Consider the following 13,558-nt stretch of genomic DNA (forward strand, 5'->3'; position numbering starts at 1 on the left):
CTCCCACTCCTTACTTCCTTCAAAAATGTCTTCAATAAATTCTGCTCTGAATTACGAGAATCAGTTTTGGTTTATAAAACAGGAATCCCTCTCATTAATGAAAGGGATTTCTTCTAATTAAATATGAATAAACTAAGTATGTTCTAATTACTGAACAACAATTTTAAAATTACTGTTCAAATTCTCACCGGAAACATTGAGAATATAATTTCCTGCCACTTTTCTGCCGGCAATATTCAAATTAAAAATTCCGTTTCCGCTGGCATTAATCTTTTCCTTAAGGATGATTTTTCCTGTCATATCAATGATCGTAGCTGTAAGGCTTGATTTTTTGTACTCCGGAAGCTTAATGGAAATTTGATCTTTTACAGGATTTGGATAAACCGTTCCCACATTTTTGCTGATGCTGAATTCATCATTGCTCAATACGGCCTGATTGTATAATGAATAAACCTCCGCTGCTGTTAGTGCATAATTATACATTTTAAGCTCATCAAATGCACCTTTATACGGAGCAGAGGCATTTGCAGTCGCCTGGAATTCAAGCTCTCCGATATTTCCTATCACAAAATCACTTTCCTCGCCAATTCCTGTAACAGCTGTTTCATCACCTTCAGCGCTTAAAACACCATTGGTATAAATTCTCATTTTATGGGCGATAACATCTCTTTGGATAACAACATGAACCCAGTTGTTGGTGAAATAATTAGCAATTGGTGAGGTAATTTCCTTTTTCGTCACATTATCATCAATCGCATATCGTAACTGACCTCCTTTAATTTCTACATTAAAACGTTTACCCGTTGCCCCCGTGGTAGCATTAGCCGTAATAGAACCTTTGCACAATACATAAAGGCTTGTAGATGAAGATGAAGGTATCATGCTCGCCGGCGCTTTCATCCAATAGGAAACCGTAAAAGAATTATTATTAAATAAAATCTGATTCTGATGAGGAATGCTTGCTATGTATGTATTATTCGGTGATGTAGCCAGATCCAGGGCGTTATTTTCTTTTCCGGGAACTCTTACACTGGCATTATCGTAGGCCGTATTTAAAGTTCCATGATTTGCAAATGAGGTCACATCCGTAATCTGTGCGCCTGAAGAAGGAGCCTCTGCGAAAGGCCAGCTTCCTACAAGGCTTGGTGTTAATGCACGGAAAGTCCATACATCTCCTGTCACAGTGCCCAAAGCATTGGCAGCATCAATTCTCCAGTAATAATTTGTTGCCGGATTCAGGCTGCTTAGCTGATATGAAGGTCCAGCGCTGTAAGGTATAGTCCCCACATTGCTCAAACTTGCAGGATTTGTTCCAAAATAAACTGAATATGTAGTAGTATTCGAGCTTCCATTCCATTTTAAAAGTAAATTTCCGCTGCTGAGTTCTGCACTGTTATTTCCGTTTGCTGGAACCGGATTCACCGCTTTTGTGGGAGGTGAAGGAATTGGCGGTGTCGTTATGGAAGCATTTGTAGTATAAACAGAAGATTCTGAAGCATTTATTGCTTTCACCCTGTAGTAATACTGCGTATTTGGCGTTAAACCTGTTTCATTATAAGTTGTTGTATTTGCTCCTAATGTTGCTATGACTGTGAAATTTGTTCCGTTGTCTGAACGTTCCAGAACATAATTGGTTTCGTTAGCTGCATTATCATTCCAGTTAACGGTCAGGGAGCTTAAAGCAGGATTTCCTGTTGTGGTAACTGCATTTGTGAAATTCAGATTAGTTGGCGGAATAATAAAATCCGGAGGTGTTGTATTGGGTAAACCATTAATATAAACCTCAATATTCAGGTAGGGAGCATGATTTGTACTTACTGCCAGCGCATCAAAAACATTTTTGTTAGTTCCATTGGCATCTTCCCATGCATCCGGCATACCGTCATTGTCTGTATCCAAAGGAACCGGAGCACCATAAACGTGGCCTGCACCTCCATTCGTAAAGCCAAACTGGGTCGTTAAATCTGTCTGTACATAAACATAAGTAGCCGTTGTTCCTTTTGATTGCAGATCAGAAATCATTAAATTATCCACCTGATCACGTCTCGGATAAGACGCTCCTACCCCCAAAACAATTTTATCGTATGCAGCCTGGGCGGTTAAAGTGGGATTTTTCATCGGATAATCATAAGGAGCAGCCAATATTGCAGATGGGTCTCCCACCGGATACCCTGTTAGGTCCTGCGGAACCAAAGTTCCATCCAATGAACCGTTTTTATTATTATCAAAATAATTCCCGGCACCATATAAATTAAAGTTAGCATTTCCTACGCTGAAAGGTGTAGAAACCGTACTGCTTGTATTCGGGCCGCCGATAAAATAATTGTTGATGATATTTGCAAAAGAGCTCCCCGCAGAATCTCCACCCATAATATAGGCTTCTCCGGACTGGGTGTGTCCATAGGTGTTTCCGTAATTACCCCAGTTGTAAACCACATTGTTTACGAACTCATTGATCCCCTTTATTTTATTATTACGTGTTTTGTTACAGATGTATAAATTTCCGATCAAACTTATTTTTCCGCCCGCTGGCGGCTGCATTAATCCTCCTGCAGAGTGATTGTGGCGGTGCATTCCCTGACCTATAATAGAATTCTGAATCGTTATATTATCGGGAGCTGTACCATTGTTATCCCAATTCACCGAGAAAACTTCGTCTGTACCCCATGTAAAAGTCATGTGATCCAAAATGATATTAGCCCCATTTGCAATTCCCGATGCATCTTGATTCTGAGATGTCCCGCCGTAACGGATACGAAGGTATCTCGCAATCGTATTATTGGCTCCTGTAAACGAAACTCTCGGTCCCAGAAACACAATACCCTCTCCCGGAGCCGTTTGCCCGGCAATCGTTGTGTTAGCAGCTACCGCCACTACGGACTGTAAATTAACAATCCCTCCCACTTTAAAAATAACAAACCTGCCCGGCTGGCTCACCGCATCACGGAATGACCCCGGCCCGCTGTCATTTAAGTTGGTAACAAGATAAATCTGAGGATTTGCTGCTCCCCTTGCTCCTGTAGTATACCTTCCAAAGCCGGTAGCCTCCGGAAATGCCAGTGTCTGAGCGTTCAGATCAACTGTAGAAGCCAGTCCGCTAAACAGTAAAGATGCAAGGGTTTGCTTAAATAGTAGTGATTTTTTCATGAGATTAATTTTGTGTTAACTAATCTAAACACAAACGTGAATACCGGCATCCTGCCCCATCCTGATTACCTACTAAAAATCAAACGATTACAATTCAAATCATTGTTTCTACACTAAGTTAAAACAAGATCAATACGCTGAAAACCATAAAAATAAATTAATGAAAAAATATAAATCTTTAAAATAAAAAAATTGAAATTTGCTTTTTTTGAGCTTTAAATTAAATACAAAACGGTGTAATCTTATTCTTTTTTTCGTCTATGCATTTCCAATTTATCATTCCGCAGGAATCTAAGTATAGTATTTAGAAATAATATAAAGGAATTCGTGCATGGATTCCTATGGAATGACAAACTTTGCAATACTTTCTTAATGCTTAAATAGGTGTGATGGAAATGAAAAAATTGAAATTTAACTAAAATTTTATTTTTAAAATAAATAAACAATTTACAAGATTGCTTCGTCGCTTCTGAACTACGTTCGCAGACCTCCAGTCTGTTCGCAATGACAAAAAAATCCCTCTCCAAAAGGAAAGGGATTCATAATATTTAAAAAACTTTTATTTACATATAAGCTTCAATTGGCTCACAAGTACAAACTAAGTTTCTGTCTCCGTAAGCTTCATCAACTCTTGAAACAGAAGCAAAGAATTTGTGATCTCTCACCCAATCCAATGGATAAGCCGCTTTTTCTCTGCTGTATGGTTTATCCCAAGAATCGGAAATTACCAATTGTTCAGTATGAGGTGCATTTTTCAAAACGTTGTTTGCAGCATCAGCCTGTCCGTTTGCAATCTCATCGATTTCGTGCTTGATGGCAATTAATGCTTCTGCAAAACGGTCGATTTCTGCTTTGCTTTCAGATTCCGTAGGTTCTATCATTAATGTTCCTGCAACCGGGAAAGAAACCGTTGGCGCATGGAATCCGTAATCCATTAGTCTTTTTGCCACATCAGCAACCTCAATTCCTAAAGACTTGAACTGTCTGAAATCTACAATACATTCGTGAGCTACTCTACCCTGAGTATTTGAATATAAAATAGGGAAATGCTCGGCTAAAATTTCTTTTAAATAATTAGCATTTAAGATCGCGTGTTCAGTTGCTTTTTTCAATCCTGAAGTTCCTAACATTTTAATGTATGCGTAAGAAATATTAAGGATCAATCCGGAACCGTAAGGTGCTGCAGAAATACCGTCGATTGCTTCTTTAGCCCCGATTCTGATATTAGCATTTGAAGGTAAGAAAGGAACCAGGTGTTTAGCCACACAGATCGGGCCAACTCCAGGACCTCCACCACCGTGAGGAATGGCGAAAGTTTTGTGAAGATTCAGGTGACAAACGTCTGCTCCGATGTTTCCGGGACTTGTATATCCTACCTGAGCGTTCATATTGGCACCATCCATATAAACCTGTCCGCCGTGTTCGTGAATTAATGCAGTAATTTCTTTAATGTTGGCATCGAAGAATCCGTAAGTTGACGGATACGTAATCATTACACAAGATAAATTCTCAGAATGCTGCTCTGTTTTAGCTTTTAAATCTTCGAAATCAATTTCTCCGCTTTCAAGGTTTTTAACTACTACAATCTTCATTCCGGCCATTGCTGCAGAAGCAGGGTTTGTTCCGTGTGCTGACTGAGGGATCAATACTACATTTCTGTGGCCTTCACCTCTTGAAATATGATATTCTCTGATCACCATTAATCCGGCATATTCTCCCTGAGCTCCGGAGTTCGGCTGAAGAGAAGTTCCTGCAAAACCTGTAATTTCAGCTAAATCTTTCTCCAATTCACGGATCATTTCCTGATAGCCTCCAGCCTGGTCTACCGGTACAAACGGGTGAACACTTCCCCAATTATCCCAAGAAAGCGGCAACATTTGAGTAGCTGCATTCAGCTTCATTGTACAAGATCCAAGAGAAATCATAGAATGCGTCAATGATAAATCTTTTCTTTCCAGACGCTTGATGTAACGCATCAGCTCTGTTTCCGTATGGTATTTGTTGAATACTTCTTCCGTAAGAATTTCGTCTTTTCTTAAATTCTCTTGAGGAATGCTGTATCCTTCTTTAATTTCTAATTTGAAAGTCTGCTTGTCTTTAAACTGGGCGAAAGAAGCCATCAGATAATTTAGTTTCTCCAATGTTGTGCTTTCGTTGATCGCGATGCTTACAACGCCTTCTGTGAAATAGTTTAAGTTTAATTTGTGATCAAGCATCAATCTTACCAATCTTGCTTTCTCATCTTCACTCATCACAATTTTTACCGTATCAAAAATTGGTTCTTCAACCGTCTGATACCCTAAAGCTTTCAATCCGTTTTTAAGAGCATTAGCTTTAAAGTGAATCTGATCAGCGATATAGTTTAATCCTTTCGGGCCGTGATAAACAGCGTACATTCCGGCCATTACTGCTAACAGAACCTGAGCTGTACAAATATTTGAGGTTGCTTTTTCTCTTTTGATGTGCTGCTCTCTTGTTTGTAAAGCCATTCTCAGTGCACGTCTTCCGTACATATCCTGAGAAACCCCGATGATTCTTCCCGGAATATCTCTTTTATAATCTTCCTTACAGGCAAAAAATGCAGCGTGAGGACCACCGTAACCTAATGGAATACCGAATCTCTGCGTTGTTCCCACCGCACAGTCCGCACCCATGGAAGCAGGAGATTTCAGTTTAACCAAAGCCATCGGATCACAAGCTACAGCCACTTGTAAATCTAATTTCTTGTATTCTACGATATCTTCCGTGTAATCCAGAACGATTCCGTTTTTACCCGGATATTGCAGTAAAACTCCGTAATAAGAAGCATCAAGCTTGTGTGTTTTGTGGTCACCAATTACAATTTCGATTTTCAGTCCTTCTGCTTTCGTTTTTAATACAGAAACGGTTTGAGGCAAAACAAGATCAGAAACGAAGAATTTGTTTGCCCCCGCTTTTTTCTGATCTTTCGTTCTGTTATTGAAGAACATGTGCATTGCTTCAGCCGCTGCAGTAGACTCATCCAATAATGAAGCATTTGCCAGCGCAAAACCTGTAAGATCACACACAACAGTCTGGAAATTAAGAAGAGCTTCCAGCCTTCCCTGCGCTATTTCCGCCTGATAAGGAGTGTAGGCCGTGTACCAGCTCGGGTTTTCAAAGATGTTTCTCTGAATAGCTGAAGGCAGCAATGTATTGTGATACCCAAAACCGATATAGCTTGTATAATCAGTATTTTTCGATGCTAGATCCTTTGAATGGATAAGCATTTCGTATTCTGAAAGCGGTTCTGAGATTTCAAGATCTTTTTCTAAACGGATAGAAGAAGGGATGGTTTGAGAGATGAGCTCTTCGATACTTGAAACGCCAACTTTTTCCAACATCGCCTGTTTATCGGCCTCGTTTAAGGAAATGTGACGGCTCACAAACTGTTCTGTATTCATTTTTATTTATTAGATTTTGTTTGTAAAAAAGATGGGTAAAATTACGATTTTTTACAAGATTGTACAACACTCAAAATTTATCAAATATGTAAAGAATGAATGTTATAAGTTTTAAAATGAATGCCTTTTAAATATTTTTTTGCTTAAAACTCAATTTATTTTTTTCTGACTTAATTCTATATTTTGTTACGGATACTTTATTAAACGAAGAATATTTTTCCTGATTAATAATTGATACCTTATTGAAATTCTTATTAATTCATTTTTTCACTTAAAATTATATCAAATTTGATACAAAAAATATTTTTGTAGCTTCATAAACCATTTACAAACAATTGATAAACAGATATTTATATTTTTAATTGATTTTTTTGAAACTAAATGGATTTTTTAATTAAACAACAAATCTAAATGTACTTTTTAAATTAAAATTTAAATAACATAAAACACAAACACGATGAAAAAACACAAAAGGCTTTTCGCTTTATTGATGGTTACTTTATTATTACCATTCCAATCTACTGCACAGATCACACTTACAAAAAGCAAAGCAGAAGATCAAAACGAGTGGGAGTTGTATCTTAAAGGTTTTCTGCAGACAGATTATACAATAGATTTCCAGGATATGAAGTCTATCGAAGGATTTGCGGCACAATCCATTACAATACCGCAACGAAACATTGCAAGCAGTAATTTCAGCGTGAAACAGTCACAGATAGGATTGGGAATCAAGCAGAAAAACCCGAAAGGTGACGATAATTTTTCGGCCTATGTGGAAATTGATTTGTACGGCCCGAACAAAACCACCGCTCCCCGGTTCCGTCAAGGCTATATTAAATGGAAAAACTGGCTGGCCGGACAGACATGGAGTAATTTCTCCGACCCTGAAATTTTCCCTAATATCTTTGATTTTATCGGACCGGACGGATTATTGTTCAACAGGAGAATGCAGGTTCGTTATTCCACCAAAATTTCGCCGAAAGAAAACCTGTCACTTTCCCTGGAAGATCCCAACTCGCCAAGTATTTCACTTCCCGCGGATTCTTTAGAATGGAAGAAAAGGGCCGTAATTCCAACCTTTACGGCAATGTACCGAAACGGTGATGAGAAAAACTATATAAAAGCAGGTGTACTTCTGTCACCCATCAGCTATGATATGCGTTACCTTCCTGATGAAGCTTATCAAACTAAAACAATGCTCGGCTGGGGCGTAATGATTTCTGTAAAACGATATATTACGGATACTAACAGCTTCAGATTTCAGACTTCTTACGGAAAAGGCTATGCCACCAATAACAGTGACCTGAACGGTGAAGAATATGATGCTGTCCCGAACCCGGCCAACAGGAATATTTTGGAAACGCTGGCCTTATTCAATATTGTGGGAATGTATGAACATTGGTGGAATGAACAATGGTCTTCGGTAGCTTATATAAGCTATTCCAGCATTGGAAAAAAAGACTATATCCCAAAAGATATGGCGAAAAATTTTCAGAATGCAGGAATTAATATTGTTTTCCAGCCTTTCAAAAAACTCCGAATGGGTGTGGAAGGCAACTATGGCAATGTAAGAAAATTTGATGATCAGCATGGATATGCGTGGAGAATTCAGGCGTCTACGGCTTTAAGTTTTTAGTTTAAAACAATGATAAACTGTTAATTATCAGCTTTAAAAGATTTTGTGCAAATTTATTATCTATATTTATTCTAAATTAATATATTTGCAGCATGAATATGATTGTGCCCTTTAAAGTACCGCCTTTAGCGCCCGCTTTTTCTGTGAATACTGAAGAAATATATTGTGGTGAGAAGAAATCCTGCTGCAAGAAATTCAAAAAAGGAAAAAGGTGTAAAAAATGTCCGGGAAGAAAAAAGATGGCTTAGTTGCCGAAGCTTTTTATTAAAAAATAGATCGCCAGGATCAACAATAAAACACCGGCGATAATCCTCGCTATTTTTGGCTGACCATGCGGATTTGCAGCTGTTCTCGGCTGTGACTTAAATAATTCTTCCGCCTTATCTCTGAATTTTTCGCCTTCGCTTTCAAAAACTTCTGTAATCGTAATTCCCTGAACTGCTGTTTTATGCAATAAGGAATTGGTTGCATGAAGTAAAATCTGAAATTTTCCGTCCTTGAATTCCGTAATTTTAAAAATCCTTTCTCCATAAGGTTTTTCCAGCCCAAAAGGCAACACTTTTACCACGTCAGCATTCTGTGTCTGCCAGTTGATGATAATTTCCTCCCCTTTTTTTGCATGAATTTTATTCGCCGTAAATGTTTTTATAGAGGGCGGAACATTGTATCTGAAGCTCTTTTGATGACTTTCCAGATTCTGGTCGTAAGTATATCTTTTGCTTCTATCGCTCAACGTTTCATAAGCTTCCTGAATTTCACGGAAACGGTCGGCAAAAAAATCATCGTTTTCATTTTTATCGGGATGATATTTAAGGGATAATTTTCTATATGCTTTTTTGATGTCTTCTTCAGAAGCATCATGAGAAATACCGAGAAAATAGTAGTAATCTTTCATTGAACTGTACAAAAGTAAGGATTTTTGTTAATGAGAGCGAAATGAGGCAATTTTTTTTAACGCAGAGAGCGCTAAGTTTTTCTTGAAATGATTGAGAATATTTCTAATTTGAACTGCAACCCTAGCCCAGATTGGAGCATTTGTCTGAGCTCATTTTTTTGGGTTTCGGCGCGGCGGCTTCGCCGCCGCGCCGAAACCCAAAAAAATAGCGAGTGCGGAAAGCTGGAAAAAGCTCCTAAAAATTTGCCGGACGTAGAAAGCCAAATTTTGATTGTTCATAATGACAATGTTCTTTGAGATTGCTTCGCTTCGCTCGCAATGACAAGTACTATTATATAAAAAGTTCGGCTCGGGAAGCAAAGCTTCCCGAGCCGAATAAGACAATTTCAATTTAGTTACTTTCTATATTATGCTTCCGCAATATTATCTTTTGTTCCGAATCTGCTGTGGCATTTTGATGCAAATTCTTTTTTGAATTTTCCTTTAAGCTCCTGATATTGCTCATCATTCATTTCTCTGATTTTATCGGCCAATCCGAAAGGAGATTTTTCTTTGATTCCGTATTCGTCAAAAATACCTTTCATAAATCTTTTTCTCTGCGAGATTTTCTTTGCGACCAACGCTGCGCCCACAACGGCTAATGCTCCAAGAGCACCTTTTAATGCTGAATTTTTCATTTTTTTAAATTTTAAATTTTACTACTTCTTGTTTTTTATAAAGACGAATGAATTGTAATTTTACTTTACTACTTCTTTTAAAAATTTTCAACTATTCGTTTGTTCTTTTATTTCTGTTGAAGAATCCGCTTTCGCATCTGCTTTTCCAGACTTCTTTGAATTTTTCTCTTTCTTCCGGAGACAAATGCATCATTTTTTCTCTCATTTTTCTTTCTTTAAAATCTCTCACTCCTTTACCAAAATGGAAGCCTCCGAAAAGTATTTTACTTAAAATCAAGATTCCCATGGCCTGCCAGAAAGTAATAGATTTTACTCCAAGAATTTCAGGAAGAAGGCAATTCCAGAGGGACATCACGATCCACGTAACTCCCAATAAAATTAACGGCGGACAAAGAATTAAAAAAATCCACCCTTTTTTATGTTTATGATTCATATCTTTCTTTTTTACTAACTATTTAAATCTTCGTATAATTTTCTCAATCTGTTCCTCAAGTGCTTTACCGCGTAGTTTTTCCGGCTGATGATTGTTTTAATATTTTCACCCTGTTCATCGGCGATTTGCTGAAGTGTTTTGTCGTTGAGTTCATTTTCCACATAAACCAGTCGTTGCTTTTCGGGAAGTTCTTCCAGAGCTTCAAAAAGCTTTTTCCAGATCTCATCCTGAAACATTTTTACTTCCGGCCCGGCACTTTCGTCCATCAATAAAATATCTTTAATAGAAAAATCACCATCTTCATCTTCGTAGACGAAATCTTCAAGGTTTTCGGTTTTCTTTTTACGGTATTTGTCGGTAATTTTATTGGCCGTCACTCTGTACAGCCAACCGCCAACATTCACAATCTCAGAAAGATTGGTAAGACTACTGAACTGATACCACACCTCCTGCAGAATATCTTCCGCATCTTCCGTATTTTTCACTTTCGGACGAATATAAGACATCAGCTTACCTCCGTACTTTGAAACGGTTTGTGAGATGATATTTTCCTTCTCCTTCTGTGGCATTGTTATTTTTTCGACAACCTCCATATTGCTATGACGATCGGTCTTTTTGTTTTACTTTAATAAATTTAAAATATTTTTTGGTTATTTTAGTTTTCCTCTATTAAGCGGTGTTTCTAAAAACACTTATAACACAAATATTTTACACGGATTTCATAATTAAGAAATAAACTTAAAAAAGTAATTTGTGTTATTAGTGTAAAATTTGTGTCATTAGCGTCTAAAAAAAACGGAAAGCAAACTCTCCGTTCTTATTTAATTAGTTTAATTCAAATAAATTCCAAAATACCAGGTCCATGCAATCAGAATAATCTGCATTGGAATTCTTTCCTTGTAAAGGTAACTTAGACCGGGACCTGTATAATCTGCTTTGAATAAATTCACTTTTTTTCTTGAAGAATTAATATTCGCTATAAAAACCAAAACAAAGAAAATAATTAATAAAATTGATGTGATTTCACGAATCGAAGGAATCATCAGTCCTACCCCGGCAGCGATTTCCAGAATTCCTGTGAAATATACCCAAAACATTTTGCCTGGGATAAAATCAGGAATCATCATTGCCATTCCCTTTTGAAATTTAAAGTGGGCAAATCCTGTGAAAATGATAAAAACCGCCATTCCAAGGTTTCCGGAAAATAAAAAATTCCAGTTTCCCTGAAAAATTTTTGTTCCCAATAAAGCCAGAATAAAAGTGACGAAAAGAATTGTTAATAGTTTCATATTTTATTTTTACAAAAACAAATTTCACAGATGAATGTACATATTTTAATCTGATAAAATAGCATAACATCTGTGAAATCTATATAATTTGCGGAAAATCTTTAGTAAGCCTCTGCAAGATTTTTTACTACTTCCAGACCTTTTATAAAACCATTATTCATATGTTCCTCCCAGTTTTTTTCCGTTTGAACTTCGGCATGAAGCTTTGTTTTACCATCGAAATCAATCAAGATATATTTTTCAAAGCATCCGCTCCACTGCTTTACTTCCATACTTTCGGTATCTTCCGTCCCGTCTTTATCAACCATTCCTAAATGTTTAAAAATGATTTGATTAGGTTCATCTAAGCTGTCAATTGTGGAAACCATCCCCTCACCTTCTGCATTGACAAAATAGGTTTTTCCATTTACTTTCCAATCAGATTTCATGGTAGAGCCCGGAGCGAAAAACTGTGTCCATTCGCTGTAGGTATCGGGGTTCCAAAGGATGTCCCAAACTCTCTGTTTCGGGGCATCAATGATTTTTTCGTATGATAATGTTTCCATATTTTTCTTTTATTTTTAATTAAAATTGCTATTTCGAAAGTCTGCTACTTTATTTATACAATTAATGTAGAATCCATTAAAGCTGATTTTCAGAAAGATTTTTTATAATTCCCAAAGCATTAGGAAATTTCTCTTCAAAAAATTCTTTAAATTCTCCAGGCGTCTGAATTTCACTCTTCAGTTTTGTTCCTTCTTCATTTTCTTCCAGGAAATAAGCTTCGGTTGCTTCACCCCAATCCTGAGGAACTTCAATTCCGTCATATATTTCCCCTAAATGCAGGAATTTGATTTCTTTATTCGGGATATTTTTTTCTACCCTGCTGTACATTCCATTATTATTCGGATCGAAAAACTTTACAGTGCTTCCTTCTTCCAATGTTCCCATATAAAAAGAACCTTCCGTAAAAGCAGTGGTCCACTGACGGTAAGAAATATCGTCCCAAAGCACACTCCAAACCTTTTCGGGGGATGCATTGATCTGGATTTCAAAATTTAATTTTTCCATTATTATTGAGGTTAAGATTAAGATTAAGATTAAGATTGAGGCTGAGGCTGAGATTGAGGTTTTACCCTCCTACAAAATCACCACCATTGATATGAATTACTTCGCCTGTTATAAAACTCGCATCTTCCGAGGCAAGAAAAACATAAGCAGGAGCCACTTCTGAAGGCTGACCGGCCCTTTTCAGCGGGGTGTCTTTTCCAAATGTAGAAAGATCATCAAAAGTTTCTTTCACTAAAGGCGTCCAGATAGGTCCGGGAGCAATGCCGTTCACTAAAATTTTCTTTTCTGCAAGATTCGCTGAAAGCGACCTGATAAAAGATAAAATAGCACCCTTTGTTGCAGCGTAATCAATAAGATGATCGCTTCCCCGGTAAGCCGTTACCGATGTTGTACAGATGATTCTTCCACCTGCGCCTATTATGGGAAGGAAATTTCTTGTAAACGAGATCATTGAAATAATGTTAGTTTCAAATGTTTCCTGGATCTGTTCATCAGAAATTTTTTCCAAGGTATTTTTTGAGGTGTGAATCCCTGCATTATTGATTAAAATATCTAAGCTTCCCCATTCTGCTTTGATCTTATCTGCACATTTTACCCTGAAAGCTTTTTTTGAAAGATCACCTTTAATCAAAATACATTTCCGGCCTTCTTTTTCAACCAGTTTTTTGGTTTCGTTGGCATCATCATCACTTTCTTTGTAAATAATCGCAACATCTGCGCCTTCTCTTGCAAAATGAACAGCCACTGCCTGCCCAATTCCGCTGTCGCCGCCGGTGATTACAGCTTTTTTATCCTGTAACTTACCGCTTCCTTTGTAATTTTCCCTGATAATTTCCGGATATAATCCGTCTTTTGGAACTTTTGATTTAGATTCTGACTTGTTCTGTGTTTTCATATGCAAATCTTTTTCTAAAAAGCATCAAACAACAAGCCGAAAAAAAAGTTAATAAGAATGGAAGCCGGATGCTGAAATTATTGTCCATGTTTAAACACTTCCACTTCCAGCATC

At 37.4% G+C, this 13,558-nt stretch carries 11 protein-coding genes; 1 reads left to right on the forward strand and 10 read right to left on the reverse strand.

Translation table 11 applies throughout. The features are described from left to right. Positions 1 to 147: 147 nt before the first annotated feature. Together H560_RS0120605 and gcvP are read right to left on the reverse strand one after the other, a co-directional pair. Complete coding sequence (locus H560_RS0120605; RefSeq protein WP_027381721.1) at positions 148 to 3,147, reverse strand: LamG-like jellyroll fold domain-containing protein; 3,000 nt, start codon at positions 3,145 to 3,147, stop codon at positions 148 to 150. A gap of 563 nt (positions 3,148 to 3,710) precedes the next feature. Then, positions 3,711 to 6,569, reverse strand: a complete 2,859-nt coding sequence (gcvP, locus tag H560_RS0120610; protein WP_027381722.1) for an aminomethyl-transferring glycine dehydrogenase — start codon at positions 6,567 to 6,569, stop codon at positions 3,711 to 3,713. A 457-nt stretch (positions 6,570 to 7,026) separates the two neighbouring features. On the opposite strand from gcvP, the gene H560_RS0120615 reads away from it, so the two are divergent. Then, entirely contained in the window at positions 7,027 to 8,205 is a 1,179-nt protein-coding gene (locus H560_RS0120615; protein ID WP_027381723.1) for a DcaP family trimeric outer membrane transporter, read from the forward strand. 244 nt (positions 8,206 to 8,449) lie between these two features. Here H560_RS0120615 and H560_RS0120625 read toward each other — a convergent pair whose 3' ends face one another. The 8 genes from H560_RS0120625 to H560_RS0120665 form a co-directional block, all read right to left on the reverse strand. Further along, positions 8,450 to 9,100, reverse strand: a complete 651-nt coding sequence (locus H560_RS0120625) for a J domain-containing protein (RefSeq protein ID WP_027381724.1) — start codon at positions 9,098 to 9,100, stop codon at positions 8,450 to 8,452. Positions 9,101 to 9,507: 407 nt separating this feature from the next. Then, positions 9,508 to 9,777: a hypothetical protein gene (locus H560_RS22170; RefSeq protein WP_051289415.1), complete on the reverse strand. Its 270-nt coding sequence runs from the start codon at positions 9,775 to 9,777 to the stop codon at positions 9,508 to 9,510. 91 nt (positions 9,778 to 9,868) lie between these two features. Continuing rightward, the gene (locus tag H560_RS0120640) at positions 9,869 to 10,210 is read right to left on the reverse strand and encodes a hypothetical protein (protein ID WP_027381726.1); all 342 of its coding nucleotides are present in this window, start codon (positions 10,208 to 10,210) and stop codon (positions 9,869 to 9,871) included. Positions 10,211 to 10,224: 14 nt separating this feature from the next. Then, the gene (locus tag H560_RS0120645) at positions 10,225 to 10,779 is read right to left on the reverse strand and encodes an RNA polymerase sigma factor (protein WP_228372516.1); all 555 of its coding nucleotides are present in this window, start codon (positions 10,777 to 10,779) and stop codon (positions 10,225 to 10,227) included. Positions 10,780 to 11,040: 261 nt separating this feature from the next. Continuing rightward, positions 11,041 to 11,499: a DoxX family protein gene (locus tag H560_RS0120650; RefSeq protein ID WP_027381728.1), complete on the reverse strand. Its 459-nt coding sequence runs from the start codon at positions 11,497 to 11,499 to the stop codon at positions 11,041 to 11,043. A 101-nt stretch (positions 11,500 to 11,600) separates the two neighbouring features. After that, positions 11,601 to 12,044 carry an SRPBCC family protein gene (locus H560_RS0120655; protein WP_027381729.1) on the reverse strand — a complete coding sequence of 148 codons (444 nt, stop codon included), beginning with the start codon at positions 12,042 to 12,044 and terminating at the stop codon, positions 11,601 to 11,603. A gap of 76 nt (positions 12,045 to 12,120) precedes the next feature. Then, complete coding sequence (locus H560_RS0120660) at positions 12,121 to 12,549, reverse strand: SRPBCC domain-containing protein (protein ID WP_027381730.1); 429 nt, start codon at positions 12,547 to 12,549, stop codon at positions 12,121 to 12,123. Positions 12,550 to 12,610: 61 nt separating this feature from the next. After that, positions 12,611 to 13,444 carry an SDR family oxidoreductase gene (locus H560_RS0120665; RefSeq protein ID WP_027381731.1) on the reverse strand — a complete coding sequence of 278 codons (834 nt, stop codon included), beginning with the start codon at positions 13,442 to 13,444 and terminating at the stop codon, positions 12,611 to 12,613. Positions 13,445 to 13,558 lie beyond the last annotated feature (114 nt).

The organism is Chryseobacterium daeguense DSM 19388 (genome assembly GCF_000430825.1).
Taxonomy (GTDB): domain Bacteria; phylum Bacteroidota; class Bacteroidia; order Flavobacteriales; family Weeksellaceae; genus Chryseobacterium; species Chryseobacterium daeguense.